Annotated in this window: 19 protein-coding genes; 10 read left to right on the forward strand and 9 right to left on the reverse strand. The window is 70.2% G+C overall.

What is annotated here, in order from left to right; all coding sequences use genetic code 11:
• The first annotated feature begins 26 nt into the window (after window positions 1–26).
• Window positions 27–809: an SDR family oxidoreductase gene (locus FPZ47_RS08425; protein ID WP_144950605.1), complete on the forward strand. Its 783-nt coding sequence runs from the start codon at window positions 27–29 to the stop codon at window positions 807–809.
• Between the two features lie 27 nt (window positions 810–836).
• Window positions 837–2,405, forward strand: a complete 1,569-nt coding sequence (locus tag FPZ47_RS08430; RefSeq protein WP_144950607.1) for a Na+/H+ antiporter — start codon at window positions 837–839, stop codon at window positions 2,403–2,405.
• 14 nt (window positions 2,406–2,419) lie between these two features.
• Here the strand turns inward: FPZ47_RS08430 and FPZ47_RS08435 are convergent, their stop codons facing one another.
• On the reverse strand, window positions 2,420–2,773 hold the full coding sequence (locus FPZ47_RS08435) for a DUF732 domain-containing protein (protein ID WP_144950609.1): 354 nt from the start codon (window positions 2,771–2,773) through the stop codon (window positions 2,420–2,422).
• A gap of 207 nt (window positions 2,774–2,980) precedes the next feature.
• Here FPZ47_RS08435 and FPZ47_RS08440 point away from each other — a divergent pair, with 207 nt between their 5' ends.
• The 3 genes from FPZ47_RS08440 (at window position 2,981) to FPZ47_RS08450 (ending at window position 7,830) form a co-directional block, all read left to right on the forward strand.
• Window positions 2,981–4,459 carry an MFS transporter gene (locus FPZ47_RS08440; RefSeq protein ID WP_144950611.1) on the forward strand — a complete coding sequence of 493 codons (1,479 nt, stop codon included), beginning with the start codon at window positions 2,981–2,983 and terminating at the stop codon, window positions 4,457–4,459.
• Between the two features lie 152 nt (window positions 4,460–4,611).
• Window positions 4,612–5,502, forward strand: coding sequence for an SCO6745 family protein (locus FPZ47_RS08445; RefSeq protein WP_144950613.1), 891 nt, complete (start codon window positions 4,612–4,614; stop codon window positions 5,500–5,502).
• Window positions 5,503–5,652: 150 nt separating this feature from the next.
• On the forward strand, window positions 5,653–7,830 hold the full coding sequence (locus tag FPZ47_RS08450; RefSeq protein ID WP_144950615.1) for a glutamine synthetase III family protein: 2,178 nt from the start codon (window positions 5,653–5,655) through the stop codon (window positions 7,828–7,830).
• Here FPZ47_RS08450 and FPZ47_RS08455 read toward each other — a convergent pair.
• The 7 genes from FPZ47_RS08455 to FPZ47_RS08485 form a co-directional block, all read right to left on the reverse strand.
• Window positions 7,827–8,168, reverse strand: coding sequence for a hypothetical protein (locus FPZ47_RS08455; RefSeq protein WP_144950617.1), 342 nt, complete (start codon window positions 8,166–8,168; stop codon window positions 7,827–7,829). The two genes, FPZ47_RS08450 and FPZ47_RS08455, sit on opposite strands and share 4 nt — an antisense overlap.
• Window positions 8,169–8,322: 154 nt before the next feature.
• Window positions 8,323–9,030, reverse strand: coding sequence for a pyrimidine reductase family protein (locus FPZ47_RS08460; RefSeq protein WP_144950619.1), 708 nt, complete (start codon window positions 9,028–9,030; stop codon window positions 8,323–8,325).
• A 3-nt stretch (window positions 9,031–9,033) separates the two neighbouring features.
• Window positions 9,034–9,531 carry a flavin reductase family protein gene (locus FPZ47_RS08465; RefSeq protein ID WP_144950621.1) on the reverse strand — a complete coding sequence of 166 codons (498 nt, stop codon included), beginning with the start codon at window positions 9,529–9,531 and terminating at the stop codon, window positions 9,034–9,036.
• A 152-nt stretch (window positions 9,532–9,683) separates the two neighbouring features.
• Entirely contained in the window at window positions 9,684–10,808 is a 1,125-nt protein-coding gene (locus FPZ47_RS08470) for an FAD-dependent oxidoreductase (RefSeq protein ID WP_144950623.1), read from the reverse strand.
• A complete protein-coding gene (locus FPZ47_RS08475) occupies window positions 10,805–11,680 on the reverse strand; it encodes a DUF1295 domain-containing protein (RefSeq protein WP_246133351.1) in 876 nt (291 codons plus the stop codon). The genes FPZ47_RS08470 and FPZ47_RS08475 overlap by 4 nt, the downstream gene beginning before the upstream one ends.
• A 144-nt stretch (window positions 11,681–11,824) precedes the next feature.
• Window positions 11,825–12,658, reverse strand: coding sequence for a mycofactocin-coupled SDR family oxidoreductase (locus tag FPZ47_RS08480; RefSeq protein ID WP_144950626.1), 834 nt, complete (start codon window positions 12,656–12,658; stop codon window positions 11,825–11,827).
• A 2-nt stretch (window positions 12,659–12,660) separates the two neighbouring features.
• Window positions 12,661–13,548: an SDR family NAD(P)-dependent oxidoreductase gene (locus FPZ47_RS08485; protein WP_144950628.1), complete on the reverse strand. Its 888-nt coding sequence runs from the start codon at window positions 13,546–13,548 to the stop codon at window positions 12,661–12,663.
• 89 nt (window positions 13,549–13,637) lie between these two features.
• Between FPZ47_RS08485 and FPZ47_RS08490 the strand changes: the two genes are divergently transcribed.
• From FPZ47_RS08490 to FPZ47_RS08510, 5 genes are all read left to right on the forward strand, one after another.
• Complete coding sequence (locus FPZ47_RS08490; RefSeq protein ID WP_144950630.1) at window positions 13,638–14,081, forward strand: nuclear transport factor 2 family protein; 444 nt, start codon at window positions 13,638–13,640, stop codon at window positions 14,079–14,081.
• A gap of 4 nt (window positions 14,082–14,085) precedes the next feature.
• Window positions 14,086–15,297, forward strand: a complete 1,212-nt coding sequence (locus FPZ47_RS08495; RefSeq protein ID WP_144950632.1) for a sulfotransferase family protein — start codon at window positions 14,086–14,088, stop codon at window positions 15,295–15,297.
• Window positions 15,290–16,534, forward strand: a complete 1,245-nt coding sequence (locus FPZ47_RS08500; protein ID WP_144950634.1) for a DUF1214 domain-containing protein — start codon at window positions 15,290–15,292, stop codon at window positions 16,532–16,534. The genes FPZ47_RS08495 and FPZ47_RS08500 overlap by 8 nt, the downstream gene beginning before the upstream one ends.
• Window positions 16,535–17,365: an oxidoreductase gene (locus FPZ47_RS08505; RefSeq protein WP_144950636.1), complete on the forward strand. Its 831-nt coding sequence runs from the start codon at window positions 16,535–16,537 to the stop codon at window positions 17,363–17,365.
• A gap of 288 nt (window positions 17,366–17,653) precedes the next feature.
• Complete coding sequence (locus FPZ47_RS08510) at window positions 17,654–18,265, forward strand: PadR family transcriptional regulator (RefSeq protein ID WP_145039402.1); 612 nt, start codon at window positions 17,654–17,656, stop codon at window positions 18,263–18,265.
• Here FPZ47_RS08510 and FPZ47_RS08515 read toward each other — a convergent pair.
• Window positions 18,262–19,971: a 3-ketosteroid-delta-1-dehydrogenase gene (locus tag FPZ47_RS08515; protein ID WP_144950638.1), complete on the reverse strand. Its 1,710-nt coding sequence runs from the start codon at window positions 19,969–19,971 to the stop codon at window positions 18,262–18,264. The genes FPZ47_RS08510 and FPZ47_RS08515 overlap by 4 nt on opposite strands.
• Window positions 19,972–19,976 lie beyond the last annotated feature (5 nt).

A 19,976-nucleotide genomic window follows, 5' to 3' on the forward strand; every position in this document is an offset into this window, starting at 1 on the left:
GATCCCGCAGCCCGAAAGGACGCTCGATGACCCCAACGCTGGATGGCAAGGTCGCCATCGTCACGGGCGGCGCCTCCGGGCTGGGCCTGGGCATCGTGCGCAGGTTCGTCGATGCGGGCGCCTCGGTGGTCATCGCCGACATCGACGCCGCCGGCCGGCAACTGGCCGGCGAGTGTGGGGGCCGCGCGCGGTTCGAGCGGGTCGACGTCTCGTCCGCCGAGGATGTCAGCGCCGTGGTCGACGCGGCGGTGCGGCACTTCGGCGGGCTCGACGTGATGGTCAACAACGCCGGCATCTCCAGCACGATGCACCGCAGTTTCCTGCAGGCCGACCTCAGCGACTTCGCCAAGGTCATGTCGGTCAACGTCCTGGGCGTCATGCTCGGCACCCGGGAGGCGGCGCGATACATGGCCGGCCACGACGGCGGCAGCATCATCAACGTTGCCTCGATCGGGGGTCTGCAGGCCGGCGGGGGCGTGATGACCTACCGGGCCTCCAAAGCCGCGGTCATCCACTTCAGCCGCAGCGTGGCCACCGAACTGGCCCCCCTGGGCATCAGCGTCAACTGCCTTGCGCCCGGCGGGGTTCCGACGCCCATCCTCGCGTCGTCCGTCCCGGGCCTGGCCCCGGAAGCCGTCGACAAATTCGTGCAGAAGACGCGCGAGAAGATGCGCAGAGACCGCCCGTTGCCGCTGGAGGGGACCCCCGAGGACGTCGGCGAGGCCGCGCTGTACTTCGCCGCGGCCACCCGCACCGCCGGCATGGTGCTGGCAGTCGACGGCGGAACCTCGGCCCGCGAGTCTGCATGAGAACACCGCCGGTCCGCGGGTGATCCGATGACGTCGCAAATGACGTTCCTGTTGCTGTGCCTGCCGCTGGCCATCGCGTTGGCGGGGTGGCTGGCCGAGCGGTCCGGGGTGCCCTACCCGGTGGTGCTGGTCGGACTGGGGGCGCTGCTGAGCGTCTCGCCGTGGACGCCGGCGCCGGAGCTGGCGCCCTCGGTCGTGTTCTACGTGTTCCTGCCCCCTCTGGTCTACTTCGCCGCATACTTCATCGCCCCCGAAGACCTGCGTGCCAATGCCGGCCAAATCGGCCTGCTGGCCGTGGGGCTGGTCCTGGTCACCATGGCGGGAGTGATGGCGGTGATGGTCGGTGTCGCGGGGGTGCCGATCGCCGTCGCTGCGGTGGCCGGAGCGGTCGTGGCGCCGACCGACACGGTCGCGGCCACGTCGATCTTCCGGCGGCTGAACGCACCCGAACGGTTGGTGACCATCGTCGAGGGCGAAGGGCTCATCAACGACGGCACCGCGCTGGTGCTCTACGTCGGGGCCGTCGCCGCCGCGGTGGCGGGCGTGGTGCGGCCGGCACGGATCGCGGAGACGTTGCTCATCGCGCCGCTGGGCGGCGCGGCGCTGGGCCTGGCGATCGCCTGGATCGTGGTCGGCCTGCGCCGCAGGCTCGATCAGGCATTGCCGGAGATCACCCTGTCGCTTGCCACGCCCTACCTGACCTATGTGCTCGCGCAGGCGGCCGGTTTGTCGGGGGTTTTGGCGACCGTCGTCGCCGGGGTCTACGTCGGCGCCCGTTCCGGGTGGATCTACGCGCCCCGGGCGCGGCTGCAGGCATTCGCGTTCTTGGACGTGCTGGTGTTCCTGCTGAACGGTGCGCTGTTCACGATGGTCGGGATGCAGCTGGTCCGTGTGGTTCACCGCGTCCCCGGTGTGCCCACCTCGACGCTGCTGACCGTCGTCGCGGGGGTGCTGGCCGTCGTCGTGGGATCGCGGCTGGTCTGGATGCTGTTGCTGCGACCGGCGACGACCCAGATCCGGCGTGCCTCGAGCAGCCCTCGTCGCCGGCGGGAGCAGGCCGTGATCGGCTGGGCCGGCATGCGCGGTGGCGTCTCGTTGGCCGCGGCGCTGGCCATACCCTTACAACTCGACGACGGTTCGCCGTTCCCACATCGCGATCTGGTGATCGTGGTCGCGGCATCGGTCGTCGTGGTGACACTTGTCGTGCAGGGCATGAGCCTGCCGCTGCTGCTCCGCAGGCTCGGGGTGGACCGGGAGAATTGGCGCGACCAGGAGCGGAAAGCCCGGGTGGAGGCGGCCACCGCCGCGCTCGACTGGCTCGGCGATCAGCCCGAGGCGCGTGACGAGTCCGACGCGGCGGTCGCGTCGCTGCGCAGCCTGTACACGTCCCGGGTGCGACGGCTCAAGGCGCCCGACCCGGTCACGGCGGCGCCGCACGGTGAGGCCGACAAGTACCGCGGCCTGCGCCTGGGGATGCTCGCCGCGGAGCGGGCGATGGTCGTGGGGTTGCGGCGTCAGGGCCGCATCAGCGCGACGGTGTTGCGCGCCATCGAGCGCAGCCTCGATCTCGAGGAGGCGAGGCTGCGTGACCTGTGACCCGGCCGCTCGATTCACCCGCCGGGCGGGGGCACCGAGATTCCGGCGTCGCTCCTGTGCTCCGGGCAGTAGGAGGCCACCGAAGCGCCGATGAAGTAGCCCGCGTCACGAGCCGACAGCACCGTCGTCTTCGCGAGGGACAACGTCAGGCCCGCGGGCGTCTGGCCTTTGTCGAGGCCCGCGCACACGTTGCGGGCCGCCGCGACCGCGGCGCTGTCGCTCGAAAAGACGATCCCGCGCTTTTGCAGCGCCGCGACGAACGCGTCGTCGCTCTGATCCGCCGCGGCCGGGGCCGCGCAGAGCAGCGCCGCAAACGGGATCGCGGCGATCGTGGACCACGTCGCGGTGATTGCCCTGGTACGGGTCATGGGCTCCCTCTCGACGCGCGTGCGGAGGGCTCGGCGTCGAGCACGGCGGCAGGTAAACGCTAGCCGAAACCACGACGTCCGTCCCGCCGAACCGTCCCGGCGTGCCCCGCAGGCCGTCGCAGGGATGCGGGGTCAGTAACTTGGGAACCCTGCGTTTGCGGCGGCCGGCGGGCGGCCCACCCGTGTCGGACCCAGAACGGAGCAACGATGAGCACAGGCACGCAGATCGGGACGATCTCGACCCAGGTGCCGGCGCGCCTCGACCGGCTGCCGTGGTCGCGGTTCCACTGGCGCGTCGTGCTGGGCCTGGGCGGTGTCTGGGTGCTCGACGGGCTCGAGGTCACCATGGTCGGCAACGTCTCGGCCCGGCTCACGGAGAAGGGCAGCGGCATTGCGCTCGACCCCGCACAGATCGGGGTGGCGGCCGCGATCTACATCACCGGGGCCTGCGTGGGCGCGTTGTTCTTCGGTCACCTGACCGACCGCTTCGGGCGGCGCAACCTGTTCATGCTGACCCTGGTGCTCTACCTGATCTCCACCGTGGCGACCGCATTCGCGTTCGCGCCCTGGTATTTCTTCGTCACGCGCTTCTTCACCGGCGCCGGCATCGGCGGCGAATACGCCGCGATCAACTCCGCGATCGACGAGCTGATCCCCGCGCGGGTGCGCGGCCGCGTGGACCTGGTGATCAACGGCACCTACTGGGTCGGGTCGGCCGCGGGAGCGGCCGGGGCGCTGGTTCTTCTGAACACCGCCCACTTCCCGGTCGACGTGGGCTGGCGGCTCGCCTTCGGCATCGGCGCGATCTTCGGCATCTTCGTCCTGCTGGTCCGGCGCAACGTCCCCGAAAGCCCGCGCTGGCTGTTCATCCACGGGCGCGCGCAGGAAGCCGAGCGGATCGTCGGCGACATCGAGGCGGACGTGCGGCGGGAAACGGGTGAACCGCTGCCCGAGCCCGAAGGGCGGCCGCTGAAAGTGCGCCAGCGCAAGGCGATCTCGTTCGTCGAGATCGCCAAGGTGGCTTTCACGCTGTATCCCGGGCGCGCGGTCCTCGGGTTGGCGCTGTTCATCGGGCAGGCGTTCCTCTACAACGGCGTCACGTTCAACCTGGGGACCCTGTTGAGCGGGTTCTACGGGGTCCCCTCCGGAACGGTGCCGCTGTTCTTCGTCCTGTGGGCGCTGAGCAACTTTCTCGGCCCCCTGTTGCTGGGGCACCTGTTCGACTCCGTGGGCCGCAAACCGATGATCACCATGTCCTACCTCGGTTCCGCGGTCGTCGTGGTTGTCCTCGCGGTGCTGTTCGTGACCCGGACCGGCGGCGTCTGGACCTTTATCGCGGTGCTCGCGGCGGCGTTTTTCCTGGCGTCGGCGGGCGCGAGCGCGGCCTACCTGACGGTCAGCGAGATCTTCCCGATGGAGACCAGGGCGCTGGCGATCGCCTTCTTCTATGCGATGGGCACGGCTATCGGCGGCATCAGCGGGCCTTTGCTGTTCGGCCAGCTGATCAATTCCGGACAACGCGCGCAGGTGATGTGGTCGTTCCTCATCGGGGCGGCGGTGATGGCGATCGGTGGCCTGGTCGAACTGTGGCTCGGCGTCGCGGCCGAGCAACGGTCACTGGAAGACCTGGCCATGCCGTTGACCGTGGCCGACGCCGAGGACGAAGGCGGAACGGCGGACCGCTGAACGCCGCCAGGCCGGGCGTCGGCACATCTCGTCAATGTCGGCATCGCGCGGCCCTCGACCATGGCGACTGCCTCTCCCGGCGGCGACTGACGACCGGTCACGCAGGGGGACGCGCCGATTCGCCGGGGCGGCGCGTCTGATTGACTGCGGCCATGCGCAGGGAACCGGAATTGGCGCGACGCTTCTTCGACCGTTTCGAGCCGGTGCACGCGGTGACGTACTTCGCGCCCGAGGCGCGGGCGGCGCTGGACGGGCTGGGTTACCGGGGCTTCTGGATGGGCTACTTCGCCGCCCGTTCGGCGCCACTGGGCACGGTGCCCCCGGAGGTGGTGGCCGCGATCTTCTACAACTTCGCCCCCGAGCGGGTCGCCAAGGCCCTGCCCGCGGCCTGGGAGATCGCCGGCCCGGAGGCCGCGCTGCGCGCACGCGAGGAATCCGCGCTGGCGGCGCTGCGGCGCTACGGGCTGAGCGCGGACGAAAATGTCACGGTGGCCGCGGAATTGGCCGGCAAAGCGGCGCGGCGGGCGCCGCTGGACGGGCGGCCGCTGTTCGCCGCGAACCGGGCCCTGCCCTGGCCGGAGGATCCGCTGGCCGCGTTGTGGCACGCCACGACGTTGCTGCGCGAGCAGCGCGGCGACGCGCACGTGGCGGTGTTGGGCGCCGCCGGTGTCTCCGGGCGCGAGTCCAACGTGCTCCACGCCGCGGCCGGGCGGATCCCGCGCGAGGTGATCGCCCGCACCCGCGACTACGACGAGGCGGCGTGGCGTCACCACGAGCAGGCGCTGGCCGAGCGGGGCCTGCTCGACGGCGACGGGGCGCTCACCGACGCCGGCCGTGACCTGAAGGGCCGCGTCGAGGCGGCGACGGACACGCTGTCCCTGTCGGCGCTCGAGGCGCTCGACGACGGCGAGGTCGAGGCGCTGTTCCGGGCGCTCACACCGATCACCCGCATGGTGGTCGCCGCCGGCGACGTTCCCGCCGTCACCCCGATGGGACTGCGGCGCGACGACCTGCGCGACGGCAGCGCGCATCTGGTGTCGTAGGGGGTCCCGGGCAGCGCTCGACGCACGGTGGAAACGTTTGCGGACGTGCCGTTGACAGCGGCGTAACACGTTTGCCATCGAAAGTTCCTAAGGTGAATCGGTCCACCTTCCGCACCGGAGCAGCGCGGACCCTCAACGATTGGAACTTTTTTGAGCGGCAACTCCGTCCGACTGCAGGCGATCAACAACGTCGAGGCATACGTGCCCCCCGCGGTCAGCTTCGTCCCCGGTGAGACCCCGGGCGGGATGTTCGGCAGCAACGTCTTCACCAAGGCCGAGATGCAGGCCCGGTTGCCCAAATCGGTGTACAAGTCCGTGGTGGCGACCATCGACAAAGGCGCCAGGCTCGACACCGCCGTCGCCGACGCGGTCGCGGTCGCGATGAAGGACTGGGCCCTGGAGCGGGGCGCCACCCACTACGCCCACGTCTTCTACCCGATGACCGGCCTGACCGCCGAGAAGCACGACAGCTTCTTAGAACCCGTCTCGGACGGGCAGACGATGGCGGAATTCGCCGGCAAGACCCTGATCCAGGGCGAGCCCGACGCCTCCAGCTTCCCCTCGGGCGGGCTGCGCAGCACGTTCGAGGCGCGCGGCTACACCGGCTGGGACGTGACCAGCCCCGCCTACATCCTGGAGAACCCCAACGGCAACACGCTGTGCATCCCGACCGTGTTCGTCTCGATGACCGGAGAGGCACTGGACTACAAGACGCCGCTGCTGCGCAGCCAGCAGGCCATGGGCGCGCACGCCGAGCGCATCCTGAAGTTGTTCGGCCACTCCGACCCCGACAAGGTGGTGTCATTCTGCGGCCCCGAACAGGAGTACTTCCTGGTGGACCGCCACTTCTTTTTGGCCCGCCCGGATCTGGTCAACGCCGGCCGCACCGTGTTCGGCGCCAAACCACCCAAAGGGCAGGAGTTCGACGACCACTATTTCGGTGCGATCCCCGAGCGCGTCCTGGGCTTCATGATGGACACCGAGCGGGAACTGTTCAAACTCGGGATTCCCGCCAAGACCCGACACAACGAGGTGGCGCCCGGCCAGTTCGAGGTGGCGCCGATGTTCGAGCGGGCCAACCTGGCCTCCGACCACCAGCAGCTGCTGATGACGGTGTTCAAGACGCTGGCCAAAAAGCACGGCATGGAGTGCCTGTTCCACGAGAAGCCGTTCGCCGGAGTCAACGGGTCGGGCAAGCACGTCAACTTCTCGGTCGGCAACGCCGAGCTGGGCTCGTTGCTGGTGCCCGGCGACACCCCCCACGACAACGCCCAGTTCCTGGTGTTCTGCGCGGCGGTGATCCGTGCCGTGCACAAGTTCGCCGGCCTGCTGCGCGTCTCGGTCGCCTCGGCCACCAACGACCACAGACTGGGCGCCAACGAGGCACCGCCCGCGATCATCTCGGTCTTCCTCGGGGAACAGCTCGCCGACGTGTTCGAGCAGATCGCGAAGGGGGCGGCCACCTCGTCGAAGGGCAAGGGCACCATGATCATCGGTGTCGACACGCTGCCTCCGCTGCCGACCGATCCGGGCGACCGCAACCGCACCAGCCCGTTCGCGTTCACCGGGAATCGGTTCGAGTTCCGGGCGCCGGGCTCGGGGCAGACGGTTGCCGTGCCGATGATCGTCCTGAACACGATCATGGCGGACTCGTTCGACTACGTGGCCACGATCCTGGAGAAGGCCGTCCAGGACGGCGAGAACTTCGACACGGCGGTGCAGAAGCTGCTCACCGAGATCATCACCGACCACGGTGCGGTGGTGTTCAACGGGGACGGCTATTCGGAGAACTGGCAGATCGAGGCCGCCGAACGGGGGCTGCCGAACCTCAAGACCACGCTGGACGCCATCCCGGAGCTGATCAAGCCGGAAGCGGTCGAAGTGTTCGCGAAGTACGGGGTGTTCAGCGAGCGCGAGTTGCACAGCCGCTACGAGGTGCGCCTGGAGCAGTACGCGCTGACCATCGCGGTCGAGGCCAGGCTCACGCTCGAGATCGCAACGACGGTCATCCTGCCCGCGGCGATCCGCTACCAGACCGAGCTCGCGCACAACGTCGCGACCCTGAAGGCCGCCGGCTTGGAGCCGAGTATGGCCGCACTGCAGGCGGTTTCGGGACCGCTGGCCGACCTCGAGGCGGCGCTGGCGACGCTGAAGGCCGCGTTGTCGGACCACCGGGGGGCCTCGGCGCTCGACGAGGCCAACCATGCCCAGCGGGCGCTGCTGCCGGCGATGGAGGCGGTGCGCGGTGCCGCCGACACGCTGGAAGGCGTCGTGGCCGACGATTTGTGGCCGCTGCCGACCTATCAGGAGATGCTCTACATCCTCTAGCGGTGCTCCTCGTCGCCGGCCGCGCGTTCGCTGCGCCCCTCCCGGGACAGCGCCCTGACGAATCCGTACGCCTGGATCCCGGCGGTGCCCGGGTTTGCGGCGATCCAGTCGTTGATCTTGTCCAGCGCGCTGGCCAGGTCGTCGCGCCTGACGCGCACCAGGTAGGTCTTCCTGTCGTCGGCGGGATCGTCGCTGGATTGGGCGACGGCGATGGGATGCCGGAACGCGTAGGCGATCCCGTGCACGGCATCGTGGTTCAGGGCCCACTGCAACTCGCCGGGCCGCAGCCGGTTCACCGCCAGATTGCGGTAGTCGTTGTCGTCGTGTGCACTGCTCACCTGGCCGGCGGTCCTCCTCTGCGAACTCGGAGAATGTGAACGGCGATGGACTCAAGACGCTGTCGCGCAGGTGATGCGATGCAAGCTCCGCCCGGACCTTCTCATCATAGGAAGCGGATTCGCCGGTTGCATGCCGAGCGATTGCCCGGCGAGGTCAGCGGCGGTACTTCAGGTAGAGGTACTCGTCGCACACCAAGGCGTGTTCGAGCCGCATCGTGACGGGCGCGGGCAGCCGCGACGGCAGCCGCCGGCCCACCGGCTGGCTGGCGGCGAGGCTGGGGGCCAGGGTCACGCAGATCTCGGCGACGGCGTCGGCGTCCACCAGCTCGTCGAGCAGCGTGGGTCCGCCCTCGCACAGGACGCGGCGCATGCCGTGTTCGCGCAGCAGGTCCAGGGCCCGCGTCACGTCCACGGAGTCCTCGCCGGCCACAAACATCCGCCAGTGCCGGTCGTCGCGGAGCCGGGCCACCGCCTGTGCGCAGGTGAGCAGGATCGGCGGCCGGTCGGGCTCGTCGAACAGCCGGGACGGCAGGTCACCGCTGCGGCTGATCACGGCGATCGGTGGCGGTTCCGGGCGCCCTTCGGCGTGTCGGCCGGCGCGCTGCGCCTCGGAGAGCCGCACCGGGCCGTAGTTCTCGGCGCGCGCGGTGCCGGCGCCGACGAGCACCACGTCGGCGAAGCCGCGCAGGGTCGTCAGCAGCTGCTGGTCGGTCGGACACGACAGCGGGCCCGCGCGGCCGCCGAAGGCGGCGGCGCCGTCGGCGCTGAAGATCATGTTGACGCGCACGCCCTCGGGGGGCTCGGCGTAGTAAGCGGCCAGTTCGGTGATGCCGCCGACGGCGCCCACCCGAGGAGAGCCCACCGGTCAGGCCTCGTGGCCCGGCTGCAGGTCCCGGACGTCGCCGTAGGACACCCAATGCTCCAGGTGGTGTGGCGCGCTGCCGTCCACCGGCTCCAGCAGATGCCCGACGTGGTCACCCAGGGTGAATCGGTCCAGGATCTGGCCGGCGAACCAGGCGGCCGCATCGTCGAGGATGGGCAGGTCCGCGGGGCCGCGGTGCCAGGAGCAGCGGTCGAACTTGTCGATCTCGTCGCCGGTCTGCCCGCCGAAAAGTTCGACGACGCCGAGGTGCTCCCTGTCGAACACGTGGACCGCCAGGTGGGTGGCTCCGCCGGCCACCCGGAACGTGTGGTTGCGCTTGGACAGGCCCACCAGGAAGCGCGGCGGATGGATGCTGGTCTGGCTGGCGAAGCCCACCAGGCAGCCGGCCGACACACCGTCGGCTTCCGTGGTGACGACGAACATCGGGTAGTTCAGCCGCGCCACCAGCTTCTCGAACGCATCAACCCCAGGCTCGCTCACCGCCGCTTCCCCCGCTCCGATCCGACCCGACTCGCCTTGACGCGATGGTAGCCGTACCCCACCCCGGGGCCGAGCAGACGCAAAGGCGCCGCGACACGCCGCAAACAGGGGACCTTTGCGTCTGCTCGCCGGGAAATGGTGAGCCGCGACGCCTAGATGAGCGGGTCGTTCGCGCGGATCCCGCGGTACATGCCCCACCGGACGAACCCCGGCATCACCACCCGTTCCACCGACCACGGCGGCAACCGGAAGGCCTGCCCGCTCGGCAGGAACACCTCCAGTCCGTCGGGCTGGATCCCCAGCAGCGAGCCCCACCGCCGGCCCGGCGCCCGGTAGCCGCGCAGCCGCCGGCCCGCGAATTCGGCGCGGACGTTGTGGGCCACCAGCGCGTCCCCGCGGTTGCGGGCCGAGCTGCGCAGCGGGTCGGTGGCCGCCACGTCGCCGACGGCGAAGACACCCCGCTGACCGGGCACCCGCAGTTCCGGCGTCACGCGCACGAAGCCGTACGCGTCGAGCAGTTCGGGCGGCAGCCAGCCGGTGTTGGGCCGCACCCGCCCGATCGCCCATAGCACCGCGGCGGCGCAAGCCGGAGGTTGCCCGGTGCTCCACCGGACCGGTTCGGCGCTGATCTCGTCGCCGGCGAACCCGTCGGGCACCTCCGCGCGGTGTCCGGGATGCAGGCCGACGCCGAGGTCGGTCAGCCGGCCCTGGATGCGGCGCCAGGTTCGGGGGTGGTAGGCGGGCAGGGCCCGCTCGCCGGGAAAGTAGAGGTCGATGCGTTTGCCGGGCCACGTGGTTGCCATGTTGGCGGCGCTGCTGACCGCGGCCACGCCGCCGCCGACGACGATCACCGACCCGGCGGCCGCCAGCCGGGCGTGCGCGGCGCGCAGGTCCGCTTCGATCTCGGCGGCCGACTGCAGCGTGGGCCGGCGCCAGAAGCCGTTGGTCACCCCGGTGGAGATGACCAGCGCGTCGTACTCCACGGCGATCGGCGTGCCATCCTCGCGCCGGCCCGCGACCGTGCGGGCCGCCAGGTCAACTCCGGTCAGCGCGGCCTGAATCGTCCGCACCGATTCCAGACGGCGGAACCGGTCGAACGGGATCCAGTAGTCGCGGGCCCAGTCGGCGGGGCGGGAGAGCCGGACACCGAGTTCCTGACCGCTGACCAGGCCGGGTTTGACCGAGATCCCAGTGACCTCGGCGTGGCGGGAGAGGCGGATCGCGGTCAGCACACCGACGTCGCCCAGGCCGGCGATCACGACGCGCCGGCGTTTCATGTCGCCGCCCGGTGCGGCGGCATGGGCACGAATCGCGACACCCGGTCGATGACGCGCTGGTAGTCCGGCCGGCGTTGCAGGCTGCGCTGTTCCATCATCGGGATGCTCGCGCCCAGGAACATCGCCAGCATCGCCAGCGCACCGCCGAACAGCCACCACGCGTCCGCCGGCGCGGCCGCGACGCCGAACAGCGCCAGGGCGACCCAGAAGGCGAACTCGCCGAAGTAGTTCGGGTGCCGCGACCACCGCCACAGCCCTCGGTCCATCACATCGCCGGGCCGGCGGCTGCGCACGAACCGGTGCAGCTGCACATCGGCGACGGACTCGAAGGCCACCGCCGCGACACCGACCGCGAACGCGACCGCCGTGAGCCATCCGAGGTCACCGCCTCGGCGCGTCACGCAGACGTAGACCGGCAGCATGCCCGCGAAGACCTGCAGGGTCGGGATGAGGTGGATGGCGATCAGATCGACGCCGAATTCCCACTTTCCGGCCCGCTGCCGGAACATGTGGTAACGCCAGTCCTCGTGGTGCAGTCCCGGGAATCCGTAGACCCAGTTGGCGGTCAGCCGCACCGCCCACACCAGGACGAGCGCCGCGACGAGCCAGCAGCGCAGGTGATGCGTCCCGGCCTGGCTCCACCAGTAGAACGTCAGCAGCGGCGGGATGACGCTCCAATAGGCGTCGTAGCAGCTCGAGTTGCGGCATCCGCGACTGAAGGCGAACACCACCAACGTGGCCAGGATGTCGGCCACGAGCGTGTCCGACCACAGCCTGCCCGTCGTCGGACCCCAGGCCAGCCAGGCGGCGGCGACCGCGACGGCGACGGCGTAGGCGACGCCGACGACGGCCAGCGACCGCGACTTCGTCATCGCGCTCATCGACGCGGCCAAACACGCTCGCCGACGGCGCAATTCATGCGTGGCCTCCTCGACGCGATGCCGGGGTGCCCGTACCGACGGCCGCGATCGGCAAACTGTAACACGTTCTAGTGAGCCGTCCGGGACCGGCGGCGGCTACATGACGACGTGGCCCGCGTCGACGGGTATCGACACGCCCGTCACGTAGCGCGCCCGGGGACCGACCAGCCACAGCACCGCGTCGGTGACGTCCTGCGGCTCGACCAGCGACGCGTCGGGCAGCAGGGTCTGGGAGAGCGCGGGATTCGGGTTCTCCGTCATCTGCCGGACGACGAAATCGTTGAGGATCATCGGAGTCGCGACGCCGCCCGGATGCACCGAGTTGACCCGGATCTTGTGCGGCGCATACGCATTGGCCGCCGAGCGCATGAGCCCGACCACGCCGTGCTTGGACGCGGCGTAGGCGAACATGGCGGCGCTGCCGTCCCCGCCCCGCCCGGTCAGGCCCTGCGACGAGCTGATCAGCACGACCGACCCGCCGCGGCCCTTGCGGACAATCGACGGCACCGTGGCCGCCAGCGTGTTCCACACGCCCTTGAGGTTGGTGTCGACGATCGCGTCGAAGACCGGTTCGGCGCGGGTCCGGGTGTCGCCGATCGCCACCACGCCGGCATTGGCGATCACGATGTCGATCTCGCCGAGTTCGTCGACACCGGACCGCACCCCGGCCTCCAGCTGCTCGAGGTCGCGGACGTCGGCGACGACGGGCACCGCCCTGCCGCCCGCGGCCCGGACCAGCCGCACCGTCTCGTCGAGATCGGCTTTGGTGGCCAGCGGGTAGGGGATCGCGTCGATGTCGGCGCACAGGTCCACGGCGATGATGTCGGCGCCCTGCCCGGCGAGCGCCACCGCGTGGCTGCGTCCCTGGCCACGCCCCGCGCCGGTGACGACGGCGACGGCGTTCGCGAGTTGCCGGTCGGATTCACCCATGGCTAGACCTCCAACGTTGTGCCGGTTGCTTTTTCGGCGAAGCCCACCAGGCGGGCGGCCGCGTCGTAGTCGCAGGCGAGCACCGAGCGGCCGATCAGGACGGGGCCGCCGCGCAGGCCGAACCGGCCGCTGACCCCGACGTAGCTGCCCGGCGGCACCGGCTCGCTGATGCAGTACAGGGTGGGCGCCGCCCCCGCGTCGATGTCGTTGCCCAACCGGTCGGCCACGGCCTTGACCGTGCGGTGCGCCAGCGCCATCAGCGGCGAGTCCGACAGGTGCGACAGGTTCGAGGCCACCCAGCCCGGATGGGTGAGCTGGGTGACGACCGGCGATCCGGCGGCGCGCAGCCGGCGGTCCAGCTCCAGTCCCCACAGCATGACCGCGAGCTTGGACTGCGCATAGGCGCCCAGCCTCGTCCAGCCGCGGCGCAGCTGCAGGTCGTCGAGCCGCAGCGTCGCCGCTCGGTGCGCGTCGGAGCCGACGTTGATGATCTGCGAGCGCACCCGCGGCAACAGCAGGTTGGTCAGGGCGAACGGTCCGATCAGGTTGGTGGCCAGCGTCGTCTCGAATCCGTCGGCGGTCTCGGTGCGGTGGTCGGTCAGGGTGCCGGCGTTGTTGACCAGGATGTCGACGTCCCCGTCGATCCGGTCGGGGAACGCACGCACCGAGGACAGGTCGGCCAGGTCGAGCTCGACCACCGACGTCGAGCCGCCGACCTCTTCCGCGCGTTGCGCGCCGAGTTCGGTGTTGCGCACGGCCAGGATCACGTGGGCGCCGGCCCTGGCCAGGGCGCGCGTGGTGCCCAGGCCGACGCCGTTGGTCGCGCCGGTCACGATCACCCGTTTGCCGGTCAAGTCGCCGAGCCGGCCCGGCGTCCACGGTGCTGCCACGCGATCAGAGTAATGGTTGGTTCTATGAAAGTAAGGCCGGCTCTGCCACGATGGTCTGCGACGGTCGCCAGGCAGGAGTGAGCCCGAACGTGAATGACAGCGCCATTGAGATCACCAACCTGATCTACCGCTACGCCGAACTGATCGACGCCGGCGACCTCGACGCGGTGGCCGGCCTTTTCGCCCACGGCCGAATCTGCGGAGTCGAGAACGGCCCGCCCGAAACGGTGTTCACCGGGTCGGCCGGGGTGCGCAAGATGTACGAGATGGCCACGCGCATCTACTCCGACGGCACCCCCAAGACCAAACACAACACCACCAACGTGCAACTGCACATCGACGAAGCCGCGGGCACCGCCCGCAGCACGTCCTACTACTGCGTCACCCAGGCCACCCCCGAACTGCCGCTGCAGGTGATCGTGACCGGGCACTATCACGACACCTTTCACCGGCTCGACGGTGTGTGGTGGTTCGACACCCGCACGATGTTCGTCGACCAGGTCGGCGACGTCAGCCGACACCTGAAGTTCTGATCGCGTGCCTCACCCGGGCGCGTTCGATGCCGCCGGCGTGCTGGCCGACGCGCAGCGCAAGGAGCCCCTGACCGACTGGGGCCCGGGGGATTTCGAACGCCCGCTGGGCGTGCTGCTGGACGGCTACGCCCAGGCCGTTTCCCGAGCCGACCTCAACGCCGTGGGGACCCACATCCTGCGATCGGGCATCGTGCACAGCCTGCGCATGCGGCTGCGCGCCCAGGAATGGATCCGCCGCCATCCCGAGATCCTCGAGGAAAGGGTGGCCGCGCCCGTCGTCGTGGTGGGCATGATGCGCAGCGGCACCACGCTGCTGCAGCGCCTGCTGGCCGCCGACCCGCGTTTCCACTGCGCCCACGGCTGGGAGGTCATCGAGGTCGCGCCGCGCCTCGACCACTGCTTCTCCGGTGTCGACCCGCGCATCGCGATGGCCGAAGCCCGGGAGGCCAAGTCCCGGGAACTGGCGCCGGAGCTGTTCGCCATCCACCCGATGTACGCACGCGAGGCCGAGGAGGAGATCGTCTTTCTGGCCGACGCATTCCTGTCGCACGTGCCCGAATCCGGTGCGCACCTTCCGGTCTACCGGTCCTGGATCGACGAGCAGGATTTCACGCCCGCCTACCAGTACCTGTACCGCATGCTGCAGTTCCTGCAGTGGCAGCAGCGGCGGACCGGCGTGACCGGTCAGCGCTGGGTGCTCAAGTCGCCAGCGCATCTGGGCTACCTCGACCTGCTGCGCGCCCGATTTCCGGACCTGCACATCGTGCACATGCACCGCGACCCGCGCACCACGATCGCGTCGGGGGCCGGCCTGAACGCGACCCTGCACGCGATGCACGCCGACTCCGTCGACCCGCACCGGGTGGGCGCGCAATGGTTGCAGCGGATGGGCTGGACCAACGACCGTGCGATGGCGGTCCGTGACGGGTGGCGCGACCGCGAAACCGGAAATACTCTGCGCGTCACCGACATCGCGTTCGACGACGCCGTGGCCGACCCGATCGGCCAGGTCGCCCGCGTCTACGAGGCCGTCGGGCTGCCGCTGACCGCCGAGGCGGAGACGGCGATGCGGCGCTGGCTGGCCGAGCGTCCCCGCGAGGCGCCGCGACCGCCCTACGACCTGGCGGACTACGGCCTGCGCCCCGAGCAGATCGACGAACGGTTCGCGTTGTACAACAAACGGTTTCGGTACCAGCGAGGAGAGATGCATGCCTGACGACCCCGTCGCGACAACATCCCAGCACGAGCAGGAACTGGCCGCGCTGGAGCTGATCGAGCATCCCACCGTCAAGGCGGCCTACCGCCGCGTCGCGCAGAACTGGCTGGGCCGGGCCAAGGCGTCCGACGCCATGCGGGAGCGGTTCGACGACGCCTTCGCCGAGGTGATGTTCTCCGCGGCGCTCTGGTCCTCCAACCAGGACAAGCTGCGGCCCAAGGTCAGCTGCATCACCCGGCTGGCCCACCCGGTGAACGGCCGCCGCATTCCCGGATCGCGTTGGGGCATCGACAATCCCGACAGCGTGTACCGGGTGATCCCGATATCGGGAGACGAACGCTACGAGATCCACGGCCGGGTCGGCGCGCACCGCATGACCGAGAACTACTTCACGCTCTGGGACGCCCACATGGGCACCGTCGACGTGCTCAACGGGCGGACCATGCGGGTGGACTCCGACGGCGGCTTCACCATCACCGTCGACGCCTCGCCCGCCGGCGGGCGGCCCAACCACGTGCAGACGTCGCCCGCGGCACACGAGTTCTACATCCGCGATGTGCTGCTGGACTGGGGGCGCGACGACCCCAACCATCTCGGCGTCGAGCGACTCGGCGGCCCATCACGAGCGCCCGCACGTACCCTTGATGAGCAGGCCGAGGCCACCGCGGCCATGATGGCGTACTTCGCCGACTTCACCGGCAAGCTCAGCCACGGCGTGTACAAGATGCCGCCCAACCGATTCGACCTGGCGTGGTCGGCCGACAAGGTCGGCGCGATGCGCAACCAGGTGTACGTCATGGGCCGCTTCGACCTCGGCCCCGACGAGGCCTTCGTCGTCGACCTCCGCGACGGCGGCGCCGAATACTTCACGGTGCCGCTGAGCAACATCTGGGGCACCACGCTGGACATCGTCGACCGCACCGGCAGCCTCAACAAGGCGCAGTCGGTGGCCAACGAGGATGGCAGCTACACCTACGTGATCGCGCCGACCGATCCCGGCGTCGCGAACTGGATCGACTCCGACGGGCTGCGCGAAGGCATCCTGACGCTGCGGATGGCCGAATTCGGCGAAGCGGGCCCGCGGGAGACCCTGGGCGCGCGCGGCAGGGTCGTCAAGCTGGACCGGCTCGACGCCGAAGTGCCGCACCTGGCCCGGGTGAGCCCGCAGCAGCGGGCGGCACAGCTAGCCGAGCGGCGCACGGCGTATCTGCGTCGCCTGCCGGAAGGGACGGCCTAGATGGCGCGCTGGCTGATCACCGGGTGTTCCACCGGTTTTGGACGCGAGATCGCCCGCGCCGCTCTCGCCGAGGGCCACCGCGTGGTGGTGACCGCGCGCCGGGCCGAGTCGGTGGCCGATCTCGTCGACGAGTTCGGCGACCGGGCGCTGGCCCTCGCCCTCGACGTGACCGACCCGGCCCAGATCGCGGCGGCGGTGACCGCGGCCGGCGAGGCGTTCGGCGGGATCGACGTCCTGGTCAACAACGCCGGTCACGGCTACCTGTCCGCGGTCGAGGAAGGCGAGGACGTCGAGGTCCGAAAGTTGTTCGACGTCAACTACTTCGGCGCCGTCGACATGATCAAGGCGGTGCTGCCGGCGATGCGTGCCCGCGGCTCCGGGCACATCGTCAACATCTCGTCGATGACCGGCCTGGTGGCCAACCCGCCCAACGCCTACTACTCGTCGACGAAGTTCGCGCTGGAGGCGCTGACCGAGGCGCTGGCCACCGAGGTGCGCCCGTTGGGCATCAAAGTCACCGCCATCGAACCGGGCGCCTTTCGCACCGACTGGGCGACGCGGTCGATGAAGGAGTCGGCCACCACGATCGCCGACTACGCCGACGTGGCGGCGCGCAAGGACCTCATCAAACAGTTCGCCGACCACCTGCCCGGCGACCCGCGCAAGGTGGCCGAGGCGGTGCTGATGGTGACCGGGCTCGAGGAGCCGCCGCTGCGGCTGCTGCTGGGCCGCGACGTCCTCAAGGCGATGCGCGACAAGATCGCCGCGACGACGGCGTCGATCGACGAGTGGAAGTCGGTCACCAAAGATGTGAACTTCCCGGCCTCGTGAACCCGGCGCATCCGCGTTGCCGCGTGCGCCGCGCCGGACTCGCGCGACCTGATCGGCCGCCGGAATTCGACCACGCCGGTGGCGGAGATCGCCCTGCTCAGTCAGGCCCCGCGTCGATAACCCAAGTGCCCCAAACAGCTGGCCGCTTGGGGGGTGGCCGCGGCGTCCCGGCCAGTGGTCGGTGAACGCTGACCGCCGGGCCCCCATTGTTAGCCTGACGACGTGAAGGACGCCGGCGAGGACCCCACCAGGGCGGGACTTGGCGCCACCAGCTGGGCGCTGCTGGGCATGCTGTCCTACGAGGAGGAGGTCTCGGGCTACGACCTCAAGAAGTGGATCGACTGGGGCGTGGACCTTTACTACTGGAGCCCCTCGCACAGCCAGATCTACACCGAGCTGAAGAAACTGGAGAGCCTGGACCTGGTCGTGTCGCGCGTCGAGCGCGACGAGGGGACCCGCAGTCGCCGGCTGTACAAGATCACCCCGGCCGGCATGGAGGCCGTCACCGAGTGGACCAACGACGCACCGGTGGATCCGCCGGTGCTCAAGCACGGCGTGTTGCTGCGGGTGACGTTCGGTCATCTCAGCAATCCGACCCGGCTCAAGGAACTGCTTCAGGAGCATGTCGCATACGCCGAAGCCCGCCACCGCAAAGCCGTCGCGGATGCCGAGGGGGCCGAGGCGGAGCCTGCGTGGGCGTATTCGGTGCTCGCGCTGCGCTGGGCGGCCAAATACCACGCGGCGGAGCGGGAGTTCGCACTCGAGCTGATCAAGGAGATCGACGAGGCCGACGCCGTCCTGCAGAGGGCGCCCAGGGGCGGGCTGGGCAAACCCCGCACCACCCCGGGCTCGTGGCGCGAGGTCGAAAGGCAGATCACGGCCAAGCGCGAAGCCGATTAACCCCGGCCCGACTCCGCCGCGTCCCTGGCCGCGACGTAGCCGTAGACCAGGCCCTGCGCGATCGTCGCACCCGCACCCGGATACGTCGTGCCGAATGCGTTGGCGGCGGTGTTGCCGATGGCGTAGAGCCCGGTGATCACGCCACCGTCCTCGCGCAGCACCCGGGCGCGTTCGTCGGCCTGCAGCCCGCCGCACGTGCCCAGGTCGCTGAGGACCATCTTCACGCCGTAGAACGGGCCCCTGAGCAGGGGGCGCAGGTTGGGGTTCGGCGTGACCGTCGGGTCGCCGTAGTAGCGGTCGTAGGCGCTGCGACCGCGGCCGAAGTCGGGATCCTGCCCGGCAGAGGCACTTTCGTTGAATCGGGTCATCGTCTGAGTAAACGCCGACACGGGCAGGCCCAGCTGCGAGGCCAGGCCGGCGTGACTGTCGGCGCGTACCGCGATCCCCGCGTCGTACCACGCCCGGGGGATGCGCATGCGCGGAAACAGTTGAGCGCCGAACACGTAGCTGTTGCGGTACTGCTGATCGAAAACGATCCACATGGTTTCGACCGGGCTGCCTGACCGTTCCAGTTCGAGCAGGCGCTGCCCGAAGGACATGTAGTCCGTCGACTCGTTGGCAAACCGGTGGCCGTTCTGGTTCACGATGAGGCACCCCGGCAGCGATCGCTCGGCCAGCATCACCGCGGGCGGCTTGCCGGGCAGCGGAGCGACGGCGGGAAACCACCACGCCTGATCCATCAATGCGGTGCCCGCGCCCAGTTCCTGCCCGGCGCGAATCCCGTCGCCGGTGTTGGATTCCGCTCCCAGGCTGAGGTTGGCGCCCAGCGATTCGGACTGGAATTTCCACCGCATGTCCATGCTGTGGTCGAAGCCGCCCGTGGCCAGCACCACCCCCCGCCGCGCGGTGATCCGCACCTCGGCGCCCTGGTGGTCGACGACCGCGCCGCTCACCCTGTCACCGTCGCCCTCGAGGCGCACCAGGGCGGTGTCGGTCCATACCGGGATGCCGGCTCGCAGGACCCCGGCGAAGAGGCCGGCCGCCAGACCCTGCCCGCCCGCGGCGTAGTGGCGGCCCAGCAGTTGGCCGCCCAGACCCTGCGCGATCCGCTTGCCGAACGTCGGAATGCCCTTACGCGGCACCCGGGCCACCAGGTTCATCCAGCGGTAGTCGGCGCCCGTCGTCGGTATCGACACACCGGCCTCCATCACACCGGGCCGCAGCCGGGCGCGATACCCGCCGAGCAGTCCGGTGTCCAGCGGGTGGCACTCGCAGGTGCGTCCGGCGGCGCTGCCGCCGGGCTCCTCGGGATGGTAATCGGAGTAGTCGCGGGCCCAGAACAGCCGCAGAGGCGTTGTGCGGCGCAGCATCTCGACCGTCGCCGACGAATGGGCCAGGAACCCCGCCGATCGCTGCGGTGGCGCAGACGCCGCGACCACCGAGTCGAGGTAGGTGGCAGCGCGGTCGGCCGTGTCGTTGGCGCCGGCCTCGTCCAGCACCGGGCTGGCCGGCAGCCACAGCGCGCCGCCGGACCGGGCCGTAGAGCCGCCCACGTGCGTCGACTTCTCCACGATCAGCACCGAGAGCCCCCGCTCACGGGCGGCCAGGGCCGCGGCCATGCCGGTACCCGAGCCCACCACCAGCAGGTCGACGCAGGTGTCGGCCACGGGAAGTCCGGCGGGGAGGGTCGTGCTGAGCGAACTCACGCCCA

The sequence above is a fragment of the Mycobacterium helveticum genome, assembly GCF_007714205.1.
GTDB classification, from domain to species: Bacteria; Actinomycetota; Actinomycetes; order Mycobacteriales; family Mycobacteriaceae; genus Mycobacterium; species Mycobacterium helveticum.